21 protein-coding genes are annotated in these 18550 nt (G+C 42.0%); 19 read left to right on the top strand and 2 right to left on the bottom strand.

The features are described from left to right. Window positions 1-227: 227 nt before the first annotated feature. From ACWF5P_RS16225 to ACWF5P_RS16235, 3 genes are all read left to right on the top strand, one after another. Window positions 228-1010, top strand: a complete 783-nt coding sequence (locus ACWF5P_RS16225; RefSeq protein WP_434168980.1) for a TerC family protein — start codon at window positions 228-230, stop codon at window positions 1008-1010. A 354-nt stretch (window positions 1011-1364) separates the two neighbouring features. Further along, entirely contained in the window at window positions 1365-2108 is a 744-nt protein-coding gene (gene sigI / locus ACWF5P_RS16230; RefSeq protein WP_434168981.1) for an RNA polymerase sigma factor SigI, read from the top strand. Continuing rightward, the gene (locus ACWF5P_RS16235; RefSeq protein WP_434168982.1) at window positions 2105-3382 is read left to right on the top strand and encodes an anti-sigma-I factor RsgI family protein; all 1278 of its coding nucleotides are present in this window, start codon (window positions 2105-2107) and stop codon (window positions 3380-3382) included. The genes sigI and ACWF5P_RS16235 overlap by 4 nt, the downstream gene beginning before the upstream one ends. A 56-nt stretch (window positions 3383-3438) precedes the next feature. On the opposite strand, the gene ACWF5P_RS16240 is transcribed toward ACWF5P_RS16235, so the two are convergent. Beyond that, window positions 3439-3630 (bottom strand): alpha/beta-type small acid-soluble spore protein, encoded by a 192-nt coding sequence (locus ACWF5P_RS16240; RefSeq protein ID WP_034314196.1) that lies wholly within the window; start codon window positions 3628-3630, stop codon window positions 3439-3441. A 234-nt stretch (window positions 3631-3864) separates the two neighbouring features. Between ACWF5P_RS16240 and ACWF5P_RS16245 the strand changes: the two genes are divergently transcribed. The 14 genes from ACWF5P_RS16245 (at window position 3865) to ACWF5P_RS16310 (ending at window position 17693) form a co-directional block, all read left to right on the top strand. Next, window positions 3865-5217 carry a TrkH family potassium uptake protein gene (locus tag ACWF5P_RS16245; RefSeq protein ID WP_101224485.1) on the top strand — a complete coding sequence of 451 codons (1353 nt, stop codon included), beginning with the start codon at window positions 3865-3867 and terminating at the stop codon, window positions 5215-5217. A 197-nt stretch (window positions 5218-5414) separates the two neighbouring features. Further along, window positions 5415-6737: an ATP-binding protein gene (locus ACWF5P_RS16250; protein WP_434168983.1), complete on the top strand. Its 1323-nt coding sequence runs from the start codon at window positions 5415-5417 to the stop codon at window positions 6735-6737. A 105-nt stretch (window positions 6738-6842) separates the two neighbouring features. After that, window positions 6843-8072, top strand: a complete 1230-nt coding sequence (locus ACWF5P_RS16255; RefSeq protein ID WP_452445074.1) for an acyl-CoA dehydrogenase — start codon at window positions 6843-6845, stop codon at window positions 8070-8072. Beyond that, complete coding sequence (locus tag ACWF5P_RS16260) at window positions 8069-8842, top strand: SDR family oxidoreductase (RefSeq protein ID WP_452445076.1); 774 nt, start codon at window positions 8069-8071, stop codon at window positions 8840-8842. The genes ACWF5P_RS16255 and ACWF5P_RS16260 overlap by 4 nt, the downstream gene beginning before the upstream one ends. A 37-nt stretch (window positions 8843-8879) precedes the next feature. Then, window positions 8880-10490 (top strand): long-chain-fatty-acid--CoA ligase, encoded by a 1611-nt coding sequence (locus ACWF5P_RS16265; RefSeq protein WP_402942927.1) that lies wholly within the window; start codon window positions 8880-8882, stop codon window positions 10488-10490. 72 nt (window positions 10491-10562) lie between these two features. Next, on the top strand, window positions 10563-11126 hold the full coding sequence (locus ACWF5P_RS16270; protein WP_260356997.1) for a TetR/AcrR family transcriptional regulator: 564 nt from the start codon (window positions 10563-10565) through the stop codon (window positions 11124-11126). Window positions 11127-11169: 43 nt separating this feature from the next. Beyond that, window positions 11170-12057: a 3-hydroxyacyl-CoA dehydrogenase NAD-binding domain-containing protein gene (locus ACWF5P_RS16275; RefSeq protein ID WP_434168985.1), complete on the top strand. Its 888-nt coding sequence runs from the start codon at window positions 11170-11172 to the stop codon at window positions 12055-12057. Continuing rightward, window positions 12054-12833, top strand: a complete 780-nt coding sequence (locus ACWF5P_RS16280; protein ID WP_434168986.1) for an enoyl-CoA hydratase — start codon at window positions 12054-12056, stop codon at window positions 12831-12833. The genes ACWF5P_RS16275 and ACWF5P_RS16280 overlap by 4 nt, the downstream gene beginning before the upstream one ends. A 16-nt stretch (window positions 12834-12849) precedes the next feature. Continuing rightward, window positions 12850-13251, top strand: coding sequence for an acyl-CoA thioesterase (locus ACWF5P_RS16285; protein WP_101224492.1), 402 nt, complete (start codon window positions 12850-12852; stop codon window positions 13249-13251). A 19-nt stretch (window positions 13252-13270) separates the two neighbouring features. Beyond that, window positions 13271-14332: a phosphotransferase gene (locus tag ACWF5P_RS16290; protein ID WP_434168987.1), complete on the top strand. Its 1062-nt coding sequence runs from the start codon at window positions 13271-13273 to the stop codon at window positions 14330-14332. 3 nt (window positions 14333-14335) lie between these two features. After that, complete coding sequence (locus tag ACWF5P_RS16295; RefSeq protein WP_434168988.1) at window positions 14336-15094, top strand: 2-phosphosulfolactate phosphatase; 759 nt, start codon at window positions 14336-14338, stop codon at window positions 15092-15094. A gap of 28 nt (window positions 15095-15122) precedes the next feature. Beyond that, window positions 15123-15902 carry an SDR family oxidoreductase gene (locus ACWF5P_RS16300; RefSeq protein ID WP_434168989.1) on the top strand — a complete coding sequence of 260 codons (780 nt, stop codon included), beginning with the start codon at window positions 15123-15125 and terminating at the stop codon, window positions 15900-15902. A gap of 17 nt (window positions 15903-15919) precedes the next feature. After that, window positions 15920-16699 (top strand): enoyl-CoA hydratase/isomerase family protein, encoded by a 780-nt coding sequence (locus ACWF5P_RS16305; RefSeq protein ID WP_402941623.1) that lies wholly within the window; start codon window positions 15920-15922, stop codon window positions 16697-16699. Window positions 16700-16715: 16 nt separating this feature from the next. Beyond that, the gene (locus ACWF5P_RS16310; RefSeq protein WP_434168990.1) at window positions 16716-17693 is read left to right on the top strand and encodes a zinc-binding dehydrogenase; all 978 of its coding nucleotides are present in this window, start codon (window positions 16716-16718) and stop codon (window positions 17691-17693) included. 60 nt (window positions 17694-17753) lie between these two features. On the opposite strand, the gene ACWF5P_RS16315 is transcribed toward ACWF5P_RS16310, so the two are convergent. After that, entirely contained in the window at window positions 17754-18089 is a 336-nt protein-coding gene (locus ACWF5P_RS16315; RefSeq protein WP_101224497.1) for a DUF3905 domain-containing protein, read from the bottom strand. A 123-nt stretch (window positions 18090-18212) separates the two neighbouring features. On the opposite strand from ACWF5P_RS16315, the gene ACWF5P_RS16320 reads away from it, so the two are divergent. After that, window positions 18213-18371: a hypothetical protein gene (locus ACWF5P_RS16320; protein WP_094246584.1), complete on the top strand. Its 159-nt coding sequence runs from the start codon at window positions 18213-18215 to the stop codon at window positions 18369-18371. Beyond that, window positions 18371-18517, top strand: coding sequence for a hypothetical protein (locus ACWF5P_RS16325; protein WP_157831111.1), 147 nt, complete (start codon window positions 18371-18373; stop codon window positions 18515-18517). Before ACWF5P_RS16320 ends, ACWF5P_RS16325 begins: the two co-directional genes overlap by 1 nt. Window positions 18518-18550 lie beyond the last annotated feature (33 nt).

The following is an 18550-nucleotide window of genomic DNA, read 5'->3' on the forward strand; positions in this document are numbered from 1 at the left end:
AACGAGCGCGTATACTATGAATATACTTAATAACTGATTTTCCTTTTCAAAGGGGAGTAGCGTTAGGGTTCGCCCTAAAACAAAGTCGTCATTACGTGAATGTTAAACATTCATCGGCTTTGTTGACATGTTTTCATGTTCAGCAAGACCTTTGCCTATATGGCAGAGGTCTTTTTATTTTGCCAATGCCAGTAGGAAGGAAATACTAACTATTGGAGGTTGAATGGATGGAAGCATCAATATTATTGGAATATGGCTGGGTCCTTCTTATCTTGGTTGGATTAGAAGGGATACTTGCTGCGGATAATGCGGTCGTCATGGCTGTCATGGTTAAGCATTTGCCAAAAGAACAACAGCGAAAAGCCTTGTTTTATGGTTTGATGGGAGCTTTTGTTTTCCGCTTTGCAAGCTTATTCCTTATTTCCTTTCTTGTCGAGGTGTGGCAAGTTCAAGCAATCGGTGCGATTTACTTACTTTTCATTGCTTTTCAGCACATTTACAAAAAATACGCTGGTAAAGGTGAGAAGGAAATCACGAAACCTAAAAAGCAATCCGGCTTTTGGATGACCGTGGTAAAGGTTGAAGCGGCTGATATAGCTTTCGCAATCGATTCGATGTTGGCTGCTGTCGCACTGGCTGTTACACTTCCTGAAACAGGCTGGATGAAAGTCGGCGGTATTGACGGAGGGCAATTCGCTATCATGTTCCTCGGCGGCATGATTGGATTGATCATTATGCGATTTGCAGCAAATGGGTTCGTGAAGTTGCTTCATCAGCGTCCTTCCCTAGAAACGGCTGCATTTTTGATAGTGGGTTGGGTAGGAGTGAAGTTGGCGGTACACACACTCGCACACCCTTCACTGGCTGTCATCGATCATCATTTCCCTGAATCAACTCTTTGGAAATCGATTTTCTGGGTCGTTTTGATTGGAATTGCAGCAGGTGCATGGATCATTTCAAGCAAAAAAGAAAAAAAAGAAAAAGAAGAGAAAAAAATACAGGAAGCTTAAAAAAACAGGCGTGCTGGTCACGCCTGTTTTTTTTGCTTTTTCATGTATTTTTGGAGATGACCCTCAAAAGCGCAGGGATGTTTACGAATGATATGTTAAAAGATGTGAATATTAAATTCCGGTTATAAAAATGACAAATGTCCCATTGTATTGGACAAAAATCAGGAAAAAGATAACTTACTGTAATTGCACTGTAATAAACGAGAAAAAACTAAGTATTTTATCATGTTGATATATTATGTGATTTAATTTTTAATGCAAAAATAGTTCTTTTGGTACTGTCTTTTAGACTCCCTCCGCTTAAGATAAGTATGTTGATGCGTATTTTATGTTCAACAGGAGCGAGGTGAGCAAATGCTTGGATTGTTGTTAACAGCATTCAAAAAAAAGCGTTCTTTAGAAGAAACCGTATTGAAAATTCAACAAGGCGATATTAGCCTTCGTAATGATACCATAGAGTCATTCAAACCTTTTATTGCGAAAACAGTGTCATCGGTTTGCAAACGTTACATATACGAATCAGATGATGAATTCAGTATTGGACTGATTGCATTTAACGAGGCAATCGATAAATATTCCCCGGAAAAAGGCCGTTCTTTATTGGCATTTGCCGAAACCCTCGTTAAACGAAGGGTTATAGATTATATAAGAAGCCAGTCCAAACAAAAAGAAGTCCTATTGGATTTATCACTGAATGATGATAATGAGCAAAGCCATATATATATCGATAATGAAAATTCCATCAATGAATACGAGAAGCAGAAGGAATCGGAAAGAAGAAAAGAAGAAATTCTGCTTTATATAAGCCATCTAGAGGATTTTGGTCTGTCATTTGAGGATTTAGTTGAAAACTCTCCCAAACATGCAGATGCCAGGAAGGGAGCTATTATGATCGCTAAATTGTTAATGGAAGATGACGAACTGAAAGAAATCCTGTTTGCAAAAAAGCGGCTGCCCGTAAAACAGCTTGAGGGAAAAGTGGAAGTAAGCAGAAAAACGATTGAACGGAACAGAAAGTACATCATTGCTGTGGCAATCATAATAAACGGAGATTTTTTGTATTTGAATGATTATATAAAAGGGGCTATCGATGAATGAAAAAAGGAGTTATTCTTTCAGTTAATAAGCGATTTGTTACCCTATTGACCCCCGAGGGTGAATTTCTGAAAACCAAAAGGCAGGAACGGGTATATGAAGTGGGTGAGGAAATCACTTTTTCACCTGCTAAACAAAAGTTCACTTTAGCCTTTTCCAATTTTCATTCATCTTTCAAAAAAACGGCCGTGCTAAGCATTGCCTCCACCTTCTTGATTCTGTTTTCGATTCTTCCTTCTTATTTCTCTGGTCCTGTGTCGGCATATATGACGATAGATGTGAATCCAAGCATTGAATTGGAGCTTGACGATGATTTAGAAGTTCTCAAACTTACCGGTTTAAATGAAGACGGCAAGCTTGTGATTGGTCAGCTGAAGGACTGGAAAGGCAAGGATATAAAGACTGTTACAAACCGGATCGTTGAAACGACGAAGCAACTTGGTTATTTGAAAGGAAATAAACAAATTGTGGTTTCCACAACGTTATTGGAAAAAGATAAAGAACTGGATAAGAATTTAAAAGAAGAGATAAAAGAAATTTCTGAGCAGGATAATGTTTCTAACACAAAAATGAAAGTGATCCAGGCAACAAAAAGCGATCGGAAGCAAGCAAGGGAACAAGGCATATCCACTGGTAAGTATCTCGAAAAGAAGTTGAATGAAGATAAGGATAAGGTAAAAGTCAATAAGAGGGAGCCTGCTCCAGCACCAGATAAAAAAGTCGAGGATAAGGTTGTTATTCCGAAAGAGAAGAGCGTAACGCTGAGTACGGAAAACAAATCGGATGGAGAAAAGAAAAAAGAGAATAATGAAATTGAAATAAAGCAAAAGCCGGCCAATGAAGCCAAACCGACTGAACGGAAAAATGCGGGTATGGAAGTTTCCAAAATTAAGAAACAAACTGAACGGGAAGATACAATTGGAAAACGGGATGCAATAAATGGACACAAGGAAAAAAGCAACGAGACAAAAGGAAAATCCGAAAGCGACCACAGCAACCAATCAAAGAACAAGCAGAAAAATGAAAAGAATGATAAAAAGTTCGATGAGAAAAAAGTTTCTTCAGCCAAAGAAAATAATAATGATCATTTAAAGCACGAAAGTAAAAATAAACAAGCTAACCAAGTGAAGCAGGCTAATCGGGATAAGCAAGCAAAACAGCATAAGCAAAATAAACAAGATAAGCAAGCAAAACAGCATAAGCAAAATAAACAAGATTGGGATAAGTCGAAAAGGGGTATCGGCAATAATGGAAAAGGAAATGGACATAATGATTAAAAAGAGTCCAGCATGCAGCTGGACTCTTAGCCATGGATATTTAATTGTGTTAGGAATTATTGACCTTTAAGTTGAGATTGTGCTTGTTGTACAAGGCGTTTCGTAATTTCTCCGCCAACTGAACCATTGGCACGTGCTGAAGTATCGGAACCTAATTGTACACCGAATTCAGATGCAATTTCATATTTGATTTGTTCTAATGCTTGTTCGATTCCAGGAACAAGAAGATTGTTACTGCTGTTAGCCATTTTTAAATCTCCCCTTTACTTTTTCAACGGCTTTTGCCGCTGTAATGATAGTATAAGTAGAATGTCGAGTTTTACTTATATGAGCAGTACCAAACTTATTGGTAAACCTGCCTTTTTGTTGTAAGTAAGTCAGTTTTAAAAGAGAATGGAAAAAAGAATGAAAAAAAGGTAAACTAGATATTTAATGGTTATGTGATTCACATAACTATATAGGAGTAAGAAAGGAAACTCTTTATGTTTGCTATCAAAAAAATATTATCAAAGTTAACACCAGCTCAGCTTATTGTCGGTTATTATTTTTTGGCCGTCACTATCTCGACCGTACTGTTGAGCTTGCCGGTTGCTCTGAAGCCAGGCGTGGAATTTAAATTCATGGATGCTTTATTCACAGCCGTAAGTGCAGTTAGTGTGACAGGTCTGACAGTTGTTAGTTTGCCTGAAGTGTATAATGAGGTAGGCTATTTCATTCTAATGTTCGTTCTCCAATTTGGCGGTATTGGCATCATGACACTCGGAACCTTTTTCTGGCTTATAGTGGGAAAGAAAATCGGTTTGAAGGAAAGGCAATTGATCATGACTGATCAAAATCAATCGAATCTTTCGGGCCTTGTTAAATTATTGATCCAAATCATTCAGATATTTGTCGTAATTGAAATGATTGGAGCTCTCGTTTTAGGTATTTACTTTCTGAATTTTTTTCCAGACTGGAAAGAGGCCTTTTTAAATGGCTTATTTTTAGCCGTAAGTGCCACCACGAATGCTGGTTTTGATATTACCGGTATATCGATGATTCCATTTAAAGACGATTATTTTGTACAGTTCATTACGATTATCCTGCTTACCCTTGGCGCCATTGGGTTTCCTGTTTTAATTGAGCTGAAAGAGTTTTTGTCCAATAGGGCCCGTACTTATAAGTTTCATTTTTCTTTGTTCACGAAGCTGACCTCAGTCACCTTCTTTTCCCTTATAATTGGGGGAACGATCCTGATTTACCTCCTGGAAATAAATGGATTCTTTAAAAATAAGAGCTGGCATGAATCGTTCTTCTACTCTTTATTTATGTCCTCCAATACTCGAAGCGGCGGGTTAGCAACAATGAATGTGAGTGACTTTTCGGAACCGACCCTTTTATTGATGAGCATTTTGATGTTCATTGGAGCATCCCCAAGTTCAGTCGGGGGAGGAATCAGGACAACTACATTAGCCATCATGATTCTATTTTTATGGAATTTTATGAGAGGAAGGCGTTCCATTAAAGTGTTCAAACGGGAAATTCACCCCGATGATATCCGAAAAGCGACTGCAGTTATGATCATGGGATCCCTCCTTTGCATAATGGCGGTCTTCATTTTATCAATTACCGAAAATTTCACTTTGATGCAAATCATTTTTGAGGTATGTTCGGCTTTCGGCTCAGTCGGCCTTTCGATGGGAATAACGCCTGACCTCAGCAATACCGGTAAAATTGTCATCATGATCATTATGTTCATTGGCCGTGTCGGGATAACCTCCCTCCTGTATATCATAGGCCATAAAGAAGTTACGGAAAATTTCCATTATCCAAAAGAACGCGTCATCATTGGGTAAATGATTTAAGTTTAACAGTGACCTTTCCACCCGTGGAAAGGTTTTTTGTGTTGTTTGCAGGAATCATGGATAAAATGTTGAAATTTACCTATAAGTGAGTTTTCCACCATTTCTATTTAAAAGATATGCTAATTTAATCCCTTACTTGGAATTCGATCAGATGAAGTTTAAATCATTTTGGTAAGGAGGTGGAAGAAGTGAAGAAATATACAGGAAGAATCTTTGTCCCTGCCCTTTTCTTCATATTGATTCTGCCCTATATAGGGTGGCTGGGTCATGAAGAACGCAGGTTTTCCGCCTTTGCAGGAATATATTTAATCGTAATTTTGACCATAGCCTGGTGTTTGGGTGCCAACTTTGATCATAAACGTAAAACGATTGCTTTATTGCAGGATAGCGAAGGGCGTTATCGCATTATCTCCAATTACTCCAAAGAACTGGTCAATAGCTTCAATGAGGTTATTTTCCAGACGGATGATAAAGGAAATTGGCTGTACTTAAACCCGGCATGGAAATCGATGAGTGGTGCAACCGTGAATGAATCCCTGGGGCTTCACTTTTCTAAACATATGGATAAAAATTCTTATCAGGATGTATTAAAGGCCTTTGCGGACACCTTTCATCGAGGGAATAAATACTTTCGCGCGGACATCAAACTAAATGCGAAAAAGGGAACAAGTTGGGTTGAAGCATTCGTTAAACTAATTTATGATGACGCTGGGAAATTCATCGGGACGGCGGGCATATTATCGGAAATCAATGAACGTAAACATGCGGAAGAGAAGCTTGTGAGCCTAAACGAACATTTGGCAATCACATCAAGCAAATTATCAACGGCTGCCCAACTTGCGGCAGGGATTGCACATGAGGTAAGGAACCCGATGACAGCGATAATGGGATTCGTGAAGTTGATTAAAGATGGCGGTGCCGAAAAGCAGGAGTACTATGATATTATTTTTTCGGAAATAAATCGAATTGAGCAAGTGCTGAATGAACTCTTGCTGCTATCGAAACCTGCTGAGGCGGTTTTTCTTGAGAAGGATTTAAAGGAAAGCTGCAACCATGTCGTGACGTTGTTGGAGACAAACGCCGTACTGAACGATATTCAAATTCATAAAAATTATGATTCGGAACCTATTTTTATGTACTTTGATGAAAACCAAATCAAGCAAGTACTAATAAACATGATAAAAAATTCCATAGAATCGATGCCGAATGGCGGAAATATTTTTGTAAGCATAAATGGGGAAAATGGGGAAGTTTTTTTGAGCATTTTGGACGAAGGGGAGGGTATTCCGGAAAACTCCCTGCAAAAAGTAGGAGAACCATTTTTTACTACAAAAACATCAGGAACAGGATTGGGTCTTTCCGTTTGTTTTAGAATCATCGAAAATCATGGCGGAAAAGTTTTCATCACAAGTGAACTGAAAAAAGGTACGAAAATCGTATGTATATTTCCCACCGTCCAAAAAAAGGAATATAGTGGGAAAGAAAAGGTCCAGGTACAGGGCGTTGAATGATAAGAAAATAAATGATTTAATTGTTGAAAAAATCTGAATGTTGTGTATATACTTTAAAAGTAATAACATACTAACCGGTCAGTTAATTTAAAAGGAGGATTCAATTTGAACTTTGAGCATACTCAAAAGGTGAAAAACTTGGAAAAGAAGTTAACGGAATTCATGGAAAAGTACGTATACCCAAATGAATCAATATACAAAAAGCAGCTCGAAGCACAGAAGAGCCGCTGGAGTGAAATACCCCCGATATTATCTGAATTGACGGAAAAAGCAAAGGAAGAAGGATTATGGAATTTATTTTTACCTGATAGCGATTACGGTGCGGGTTTAACAAATCTAGAATATGCCCCGCTTTGTGAAATCATGGGTAGGTCGACGATAGGACCTGAAATCTTCAACTGTAATGCGCCGGACACAGGTAATATGGAAGTGTTGGTGCGATACGGTTCGGAGGAACATAAAGAACGCTGGCTGAAGCCCTTGCTTGCTGGGGAAATCCGCTCATGCTTCTCGATGACGGAACCGGAAGTGGCGTCTTCCGATGCGACCAATATCGAATGCAGGATAGAAAAGACGGGTAATGAGTATGTCATAAACGGCCGAAAATGGTGGTCTTCGGGAGCAGGTGATCCTCGATGCAAGATTGCCATCGTCATGGGTAAGACAGATCCTGAGGCGTCCAAGCATGAACAACAGTCAATGATTCTTGTACCGCTGGATACACCGGGTGTCAAAATCGAGAGAATGCTCCCTGTGTTTGGCTATGATCATGCCCCGCATGGCCATGCTGAAATCACTTTTGAAAATGTGAGGGTCCCGGCAACGAATATTCTATGGGGTGAAGGCAAAGGATTTGCAATTGCCCAAGGACGACTCGGACCCGGAAGGATTCATCATTGCATGAGGCTGATCGGCGCTGCTGAAAGAGCACTTGAAGAATTATGTAAGCGCATTCAAAACCGTGTCGCTTTTGGTAAAACATTGGCGAGACAAGGTGTGATCATGGAGTGGGTCGCCGATTCACGGATTGAAATCGAACAAGCGAGACTTCTGACCCTAAAAGCCGCTTATATGATGGATACTGTCGGGAACAAGGAAGCGAAGGCGGAGATTGCCATGATAAAAGTGGTGGCACCAAATATGGCATTGAAAGTGCTGGACAGGGCCATCCAAGGCTTTGGAGCTGCAGGGATCTCCGATGATTTCCCTTTTGCTGCACATTGGGCAAATGCACGGACGTTAAGGCTTGCTGATGGGCCAGATGAAGTTCACCGCTCACAAGTTGCTAAAATAGAACTTCGAAAATACCAACAAAAGCATGAGGTGAAAATATGAAAGTTACCGATTTATTCGATTTGACTGGAAAGACGGCGATCATAACCGGCGGAGGGAGAGGATTGGGAGCACAAATAGCGACTGGCTTTGCCGAAGCTGGGGCGAATGTCGTTCTTTGTTCAAGGAAGAAGGAGGCATGCGACGAAGTTGCTTCACAAATCGAAAAGCTTGGAGTCAAGGCGCTTTCCTTCAAGTGTGATATCACCAATCCGTCAGATGTACAGGAAGTTGTTAACGAAACTTGCCGAGAATTCGGTGCCATCGACATTTTAGTAAACAATAGCGGGGCATCCTGGGGGGCACCGGCCGTCGACATGCCCCTTGAAGCATGGCAGAAGGTGATGAATGTCAATGTAACCGGAACCTTTATCATGAGCCAGACAGCAGGCAGGGTCATGATTGAGCAGGGACATGGGAAAATCATAAATATCGCTTCCGTCGCCGGATTAGGGGGGACCGACCCTAGGGTGCTCGATACGGTCGGATATAATACGAGTAAAGGGGCGGTCATTACTTTAACGAAGGATTTAGCTGTTAAATGGGGTCAGCATAATATCAATGTAAATGCAATCGCACCTGGATTCTTTCCGACAAAAATGACGAAAGGGGTTCTTGAGCAAGGAAAGAATCCTATCTTGGATTCCACTCCGCTAAAAAGATTAGGGAGTGATGATGATTTAAAAGGGGCAGCGGTTTTCCTTGCCTCGAAGGCATCTGATTTTGTGACTGGAAATATCCTGATCGTCGATGGGGGTTCACATGCAAAGTAATGAAAGGTAAGTAAATATGGCTGGAGGGTATGAAATGATGAATGAAAAAAAATGGCTGTCCGTTTATCCTGATTCAATATCAAAGGAAATCAAAGTCCCTGAGTTTCCGATGCAAAGAATCCTTCAAAATGCATCTCAGTCCCATCCAAACAATACAGCTATTACTTTTTATGACCGAAAGATATCCTATCAGGAACTTTTTCATGCGTCGCAAGCCTTTGCTTCAGCCCTGCAAAAAAAAGGTGTTCAAAAAGGCGACCGTGTCGCCATCATGCTGCCTAACTGTCCGCAATACGTCATTGCGTATTATGGTTCGTTGACAACAGGAGCCATTATCACACAAATTAACCCAATGCTGGTTGAAAGGGAGCTGCAGCATATTTTACAAGACTCCGGTGCAGAAACGATCGTGGTATTGGACGGATTATACCCGAAAGTGAAAAGTGTACAGCAACATGCAAATTTGAAAAATATTATCGTCGTAAGCCTGCAGACTTCGGATGCAGATTTTCAGCCTGATGCTTCGTTTGACCAATTCATGAAAACAGGAGATGGCAAAATCAATCCAGTATCAATCGATCCGGAAAATGATATAGCCGTTCTTCAGTATACAGGAGGAACGACTGGCCGTTCAAAAGGAGCGATGCTGACACACAGCAATATTCTGGCCAATGTCGTTCAAACGTATGAATTCTTCAAGCATGAATTAAAAATAGGTACTGAAAGAACGCTGTCGGTCATCCCGCTTTTTCATGTTTTTGGAATGTCGTCCGCAATGAATTTATCCGTGTATATCGCGGGTGACTCGATCATGCTGCCACGATTTGAAATAGAAGAAGTGCTGGAAACGATAAAGCGTGAACAGCCGACCACTTTTCCTGGTGTTCCCACCATGTATGTAGCGTTGACGAATCACCCGAGGGCAGAAGAATATGGAATGGGCTCAATTCAGGTCTGTAACAGCGGAAGTGCACCGATGCCCGTGGAACTGCTGCGTGAGTTCGAACGAAAATCAGGTGCAAAGATATTGGAAGGCTACGGTCTTACGGAAGCTTCGCCAACAACTCATTGTAATCCGGTATTTGCAAAAAGGAAGCCGGGGAGCGTCGGGATCGGAATCCCTTCGACTGAATATAAAGTGATGGACCTGGGAGACGGGACAAAAGAAGTGGCCACTGGCGAAATGGGGGAATTGGTCGTCAAGGGACCACAAGTGATGAAAGGGTACTGGAATATGCCGGAGGAAACGGCGGTAACCCTTAGAGATGGTTGGCTTTATACGGGTGATATCGCCAAAGTTGATGATGACGGGTATCTCTATATTGTCGATAGGAAAAAAGATTTGATCATCGCAAGTGGTTATAATATATATCCGCGAGATGTGGAGGAAGTGCTTTATGAACATCCTGCTGTCCAGGAAGCGGTTGTCATCGGCGTTCCGGATGCGTACCGAGGAGAGTCGGTAAAAGCGGTGCTTGTACTTAAAAATAATAAAACGGCAAATGAGCGGGAAATCATCGACTACTGCCGTGCCAACCTATCGGCCTATAAAGTTCCGCATTTCGTTGAATTTCGTGAAGAGTTACCGAAAACAAATGTCGGAAAGATTTTAAGGCGGGCTTTAAGAGAAGAACTTTCCAGGAAATAAGAGGGCTTTGATAGTACGAAAGCGTATGATATCAATTCAGCTGAAATTTTAACAGATTGCGAGGGTGCTTACATGAAAGAAAAAATGACAGAACATAGCATACGCTTATTTGAAAAGAAGGGCTTTAGTGAAACGTCGATTTCTGATATCGTCGAATCGGTCGGGGTGACGAAGGGAACGTTTTATTATTACTTTACGAGCAAAGAGCAATTGCTTATGGATATTCATCTCGCTTATATAGACGAGTTGCTTAGTGAGCAGGAAATGATCATTTCGGAACCTGGGAAAAGCTGTAAGGATAAGCTTTTCGATATGGTATATATGCTTATAAAAAGCATCAAAACCAAGAAATCCAGCGCAACGGTCTTTTTCCGTGAAATGAAAAATCTAAGTGACGAAAAACTTGCACAAATCCTTCCTAAGCGGGATGAGTTCCGTAATAAAATCGAGCAAGTGCTGATTAGCGGCATCGAGAGCGGAGAACTACGTTCCAATCTCGATGCATCCATCATCTCTTTCGCTATTTTGGGTGTAGCCAATTGGAGCTATCATTGGTTCGACCCAGAAGGTGAAAAAAACGAACAGGAAGTTGCCTCCATTTTTATGGGGATGATTCTGCAGGGAATTGAAGCGTGACCAGGTAACATACTAACCAGTTAGTCGAAGGGAGATAGAAGGCATGGCCAACAAGCAAATTCAATCGATAACCGTAATTGGGGCCGGGCAGATGGGGCATCAAATTGCGATGCTTGCTGCACTTGGAGGGTACGAAACGATTCTTCAGGATGTTCAGGAATTCGCGTTGAATACAGCCAAAGAAAAACTGGACGTCATTTTGACTAAATGGGTTCAAAAAGGAAAATTGTCTGAAGATCGTAAATTGGCTGCTTTTAGCCGTCTTCAATATACTACCGATCTTGAGAAAGCGGCGAGTGGGGCTGATCTGATCATTGAAGCGGTAGTTGAAAAACTTGATGTGAAACAGGAGGTCTTCGCTAAACTTGAAGAATTCGCCCCCGCGGAAACCATTTTTGCTACGAATAGTTCAACAATCGTCAATAGCCTGCTTGCGAGTGTGACGAATCGCCCGGATAAGTTTATTAATATGCATTTCTTTTTTCCGCCTCTAGTTATGGATTGCGTTGAGGTTGTCATGAGTGATCAAACATCGGAGGAAACAGCCGAGCTTGCGATGGAAGTGACAGAGAAAATGAATAGGACAGGAGTTTTGTTGAGAAAAGAGATATCGGGATTCGTAGCCAATAGAATTTTGGGAGCGTTGCAGCGTGAGGCCCTATATTTGTATGAAGAAGGAATTGTGGATTATAAGGATATCGACTTAATTTGCAGGAAAGCTTTAGGCCATCCCATCGGCCCTTTTGAACTGATGGATCTATCAGGTATTGATGTAGGATATTTTGTCATGCAGCAGCGATACAATGAAACTGGAAATCCAGAAGACAAGCCGAATGCTTGTATAGCAGAAAAGGTGAATAAAGGGCATTTAGGAAGGAAGACAGGAAAAGGCTGGTATGATTATCCAAATCAAGGGGTGAAGAATCGATGACAAAATTAATTAGAGTGGTTAAGGAAAATAAGCTTGCGATCATCACCATCGATAATCCTCCATTAAACGTAATCAGTAAACAAGTATTCAGGGACTTGGGAGAAACATTCGATGAACTTTCAAAAGATAATGAAACAGTTGCGGTACTCATAACAGGTGCAGGCAATATCGCATTTGCGGCTGGTGCTGATATAAAAGAATTCCCTAGCATGATGGGGAACCCGAATATGAAGGAAATTGTAAAGGAGGGTCATGCCGTCCTAACCAAAATAGACCAGTTTCCTAAACCTACAATAGCTGTATTAAACGGCCTGACTTTGGGCGGCGGATGTGAACTGGCTCTGGCCTGTGATTTGCGAGTGGCTGAAACACAGGTTCAAATTGGTCTGCCGGAAGTGAAATTAGGCTTATTTCCTGGAGCTGGCGGTACACAGCGTTTGTCCAGACTTGTCGGAAACGCAAAGGCAAAAGAGATTATATTTACCGGTGATCCGCTAGGTGCCATGGAAGCGGAAAAAATCGGGCTTGTCAATAAAGTCGTCGAGCAAGGCTGCGGCTTATCGGAAGCGAAAATCTTGGCCTCACGAATGACAAGGCACTCACTTCAGGCACTTTCGAGAATCAAGAAGGCGATTAATGAAGGAAGTGAAGCCACGCTTGAACAAGGTCTGGAGATTGAAACGAATCTTTTTGAAGAAATCTTCCAAACTGAAGATGTTAAAGAAGGGGTTTCCGCTTTCTTGGATAAACGTAAACCTGCTTTTGTACATCGTTAATTCAAGGAGGGGTCTTATGCATGAATTGGAAGTCGACGTCCGTTTTTCCGAAACGGATGCTTTGGGCCACATCAATAACACAAGCTATTTCATCTACCTTGAAGAAGCGCGCATGAAATTTTTTGAAGCTTTGGGCTTAGCTACGAATGTCGAGTCATGGAACTTTTTGTTAGCCTCCACTAAATGCGACTTTATTGCTCAGGGATATTTCAATCAACTCTTGACCATTCGTTCATCTATAAAAAAGGTAGGGACGAAAAGTTGTGAAATGGCCCATGATATCCTCTGCTCACAAACTGGGGAAATCATTGCTAAGGGAAGTGCAGTTTTAGTTTGTTTTAATTTTTTGAATCAAAAAAGTGAACCTATTCCTGAAATGATTAAAGAAAAACTCATTTCACATCTTGTTCATAATTAGAATGAAGGAGTGGAAGAACATGGTTGGCGATACGATTCCTGTTCGGCCCGGCGAGGAACTGAATATTGGTGCATTAGAAGGTTTCCTAAGAAAAAATGTATTGGACCTTCCAAATGAACCGTTAGAATTGCAACAATTTTCAACGGGCTATTCCAATTTGACTTATCAGCTGAAAATTGGTGAGTGGGAGGCTGTTCTAAGAAGGCCACCGCTTGGCCCTGTTGCGCCAAAGGCACATGATATGAAGCGTGAACATCATATCCTTTCCTCAATCAACCCATATTTTCAAGCGGCTCCCGAGCCTATTCTGTTCTCGGATGATGAATCGATTGCGGGGGCCCCTTTTTTCCTAATGGAAAGGAAACATGGATTTGTAATAGATACCGAATTTCCCAAGGGAATCGAGCCTACTGTTGAAAAGTGCATACAGCTTTCTCATGTCATGGTCGATCGGCTTGCTGATCTTCACTCGATTCCCTATGAGAAAACTGCGTTGGTGGAAATCTCCAAACCTGAAGGGTTCATTGAAAGACAAGTGCGCGGATGGATTTTCCGCTATGAGAGAGCAAAGACAGATGAAATCAAGGAAATTCGACCGCTCATCGATTATTTTCAACAGTATATCCCGAAACATAGCCAGACTTCCATTATCCATTATGACTATAAGATCAATAATGCCATGTTTAACCAGGACCTTACAGAGATGGTTGGTTTATTTGATTGGGAAATGTCCACCGTTGGTGATCCGTTAGCCGATCTAGGAGTGGCTTTAAGCTACTGGACGGAAAGCGGTGATCCGGAACTTATCAAAATCGGTGTGGGTAAAGCATCCGTCACCACTTTACCTGGTTTCCCGACACGAAGGGAATTTATCGAGATGTATGCAGCTAGAAGCGGCAGGGATGTTTCCAACGTCGATTTTTATTTAACATTTGGTTACTTTAAGTTGGCTGTCATTCTTCAGCAAATTTATTATCGATATAAAAAAGGCCAGACTAATGATCCCCGTTTTTCCAATCTCGGAAAAATGGTTAAAAGCTTACTCACTCATGCAGCAAATGTAGCTGCGAAGGAAGTTTAATATATGGAATATATACAAAACATTCATTTGCTGCTAAAAAAAGAAGAGATAGATGGAAAAAAGCTTCAAGAAGGAGAGAAAGTTGCGGTCGTACTTGATGTATTATTAGCGACCACTACGATTATTTCAGCACTTCATGAGGGAGCACGCCAGGTGATACCTGTCATGGATCCAGTGGATGCCTTGGTGAAAAGCCAGGAATTGGACCATGGGGATGTTGTAGTTGCAGGGGAACTAAAAGCTAAGCCGGTTGATGATTTAATGTATCCGAGTCCGACGCTATTGAGTAAGTTGGTACGCGGCAAAACATTAATACTTTCAACGACTAATGGAACGGTTGCGCTGAGAAATTCTGCAGCTGCCAAAAAGGTTTATATCGCATCTTTGTTGAATAATCCGTCTGTTGCAGAAAAAATAAAAAAACATCATAAAACAGAAACGATCATCATCGTTTGCTCGGGAAATTCAGGTGAATTCAGTCTGGAAGACTTTTACGGTGCAGGTCATTTGATAGATTGCCTGATTGCTGGGTCGCAAGGCTCTTTCATACTCAACGATGCAGCAAAGGCTGCCAATGCGCTTTATCGCACGAATAGCGAAAATGCCTTTGATATCCTGAAATCATCATATGTCGGACAGCTGTTTGACAAACATAGTTTGATCGCCGATTTGGAATTGGCGGCGCAAAAAGGTTCGTTGGATCTTGTCCCGGAGTTGGTGGATGGAAGGATCAAAGCTGAATTGAAAAGGCAGGAAACGTAGTTCAAAATCCAGATAAGGAGTGAAGGGGATGAGGTTTTCACAATCAATAGCGGTGGTGACAGGTGCAGGCTCCGGTATTGGGAAAGCTACAGCGATGCGCTTGTCTGACGAAGGGGCAAAAGTGATATTGGTAGGGCGGACGAAAGGAAAGCTGGAGGAGGCTGCTGCAGAAATCAATGCGAGGCATACGATTCCCGTGGCCGACATTTTCCCTGCAGATGTTACCGTCGAGGAGGATGTAATAGATCTGGCCATGTATGTGAAGGAACAATATCGTGACCTTCACATTTTAATCAATAACGCAGGTGGATCAAAGTCCTCGAAGCTTTTGGATACATCTGCTGCTGATTGGGATATGATTCAGCATGTCAATTTGAAAAGTGTCTTTCTTGTTTCCAAGTACTTGGGGAAAGTGATGGAAGAAGGAGCGGGCAGTGGTAATGAAGGCTCCGCCAATCGGGCAATCGTGAATGTGGCTTCACTGTCAGGGCATCAGGCAGGTGCATTCATCCCGCATTACAGCTCTGCTAAAGCAGGTGTCATCAGTTTAACTAAATCATTGGCACTGGAACTCGCTGCAGTCGGCATTCGGGTCAATTCCGTATCACCTGGATTCATTGAAACTCCATTGACGGAGGATGGATTGCAAAATGAAAAATTCGTAAAGTCCATTCAACGGAACACGGCACTGGAAAGAGTGGGGAGAGCGGAGGAAATAAGTAATGTCATTACCTTTGCTGCTTCCCCGGAGGCTTCCTATATGACTGGGACGGATTTATTGGTGGATGGCGGCTGGTTGATCAAATAGAAAAAGGGGATGGGTAAATGTTAAAAGAACACTTATTGACAGAAGTAATCGATAATGTAATGATCCTTACTTTGAATCGTCCTGAAAGTTTGAATGCGTTTAGTCCTGATATGATCGCAAGCTTAACGAAAGCGATTAAGGATGTAAAACATACACCACATATAAGGGCCGTCGTCATTAAAGGGGCGGGAAGGTCGTTCACTGCAGGAGGAGACGTAAAGTCGATGGGGAAGGCCTCTGCAGGTCAATTGTATGATCATGTCGGCAGAATGAACGAATGCATAATGGCTCTCGATGCTTCTGAGGTTCCCGTAATCGCTGCCGTCCATGGATTTGCGGCAGGGGCAGGATTCAATTTGGCACTCGCTTGTGATTTGATCGTGGCTTCCGATGATAGTCAATTTGCCATGAGTTTTTCACAGGTAGGCCTGATTTCTGATGGAGGGGGCTCGTATTTTTTACCTAAGTTAGTAGGGCCCCATCTTGCAAAGCAGCTCTTCTTTTCTGCCGAACCGATTTCTGCGGAGCGCTTATACCAGTTAGGTGTCATTAATTATTTATACCCACTCAATCAACTTGAAGAAGAATCATTGAAACTTGCGGAAAAGCTGGCAAATGGACCGACAAAGGCTTATGGAATGATGAAAAAGCTCGTAAGTCATTCATTTACGGCTACACTTGATGAAATACTCGAACAGGAGCGCATCACGCAAACCTTGATGGCTTCAACAGAAGATCATCTGGAGGGAGTTGCAGCATTCAAAGAAAAGAGAAAACCGGAATTTACAGGGAATTAATAAGGGAGGGATAAAGATGAGAGCCATTCATTTTGAAGAATACGGCGGACCGGAAGTACTGAAATTGACTGAAATGGAAAGACCCGTGCCAACTGGGCATGAAGTTCTGATTGAAATCGATTGTGTCGGCGTCAATTATGCAGATACAGCCAGAAGGGAAGGGCAATATGTAGTACCTACGCCGCTTCCTTTCATTCCAGGTGCGGAAGTGGCTGGCGTTGTGGTGGAAGTTGGTGGAAAGGTGACTAAAATCAAACCTGGTACAAGGGTCGTGAGTTTAATTGAATCAGGTGGGTATTCGGAATACGCCCTATCTGATGAGTTCTCGGCCATTCCGCTTCCTGATGCCATTCATTTCCATGAAGCTGTTGCCCTGCCCCTTCAAGGTCTGAGCGCCTATCATATTTTAAAGACAATGGGACGCATGCAACAGGGGGATACGGTATTGGTCCATGCTGCTGCAGGCGGAGTAGGAACGATTGCTGTCCAGCTAGCCAAAATCTTCGGGGCTGGAAAAGTGATTGCCACAGCCAGCACAGTGGAAAAGTTGAAACTGGCTAAAGAGATGGGGGCAGATGAACTCATCGATTACACGAAAGAAGGATGGGAAATGGAAGTCCGTGAGGTCACGGGAGGAAAGGGAGTCGACGTGGCGCTGGAAATGGCTGGAGGGGATATTTTCAATAAAACATTGAAATGTTTGGCACCCTTCGGACGTCTAGTTGTTTTTGGTAATGCCAGCCGTAAGCCATATACGATGAATCCGCAGCAATTAATGAGGCGCAATCAATCCGTTGTAGGTTTTTTCCTGCCACAGATCATGAAACACCCAGATTTACTGTTGCCCAGCATTCAAGAACTTTTTGCATACGTCGCGTCTGGGGAACTTAAGCTAACCATCGGCGGCATCTATCCAATTGAAAAGGCAGCAGCCGTCCATGAGGAAATGAACGCACGTCAAACAAAAGGGAAGTTGATTTTGCAGGTTAAATGAGAAGAAGGGGGGTGATGCACCCCTTGTATGATAATGGGATTCTTGCCCTTCTAGAACGACTCAATCCGCATCGGTGCTGACATCCTTATCGGGATGCATGAAAGGCGGCTGCGGTGCTCTTTTAGCCTCTAACAATTCACGGTTTTCAGTTGTATTCCAGCCTATATCATTGGTGGGGTGTATCCATTCGTCTCCAGCCATGATTTCCGGATCTGTATCTTCACTCCAATTTTCAAGTGGTGAGTTTTCGGATGCATATTTACTGTCGCCGATGACGACTCCATAATCATTAACGAATGGAGCCTTTGGTTTTATGCCGGTTCCTTTAAAGCTTGGTGCGTTAATTTGGTGCGGTTGTGTATCGTCGATAATTGGTGAATCCAATTTTTTTTTCATATAGCGACTCCCTTTCCGTTTTACGGTTATTTTTCTCGTCTGTCCCTATATTATCCCTGAATAATTTCCGGCATTTTTACCCCACTCTAAAGAAGTAAACTATATTAAAAAGGGTGGATGAAAATGAAACGGAAAGCCAATGTGGATGGTGCTGTCAAAGCAAGTAAAACGCCAAAAAGAAACCAAGCTGAAAATGAATTTTCCAATGAGTTCGCAATGGAGGAAAACGCGATGAAAGGTGCCAACCGCAATTCAAAGCAGGGCAGAAAAGGAAGAAGTTAATGGATAAAGAAAAACGGGACAGCGGGGAAAAGATGGGGGAACATGTACGGACGGAATTTGGAATCGAATTCAGCGGCGATATGAACGCAACAAAAATTTATGAGATTTTGGCAAAAGAAAATAAAAAACGTGAAAGTGATAAGTAAATAAGGACGGACCCAATTCTTGGGTCCGTCCTT

The sequence above is a fragment of the Peribacillus sp. NPDC055009 genome, assembly GCF_053608705.1.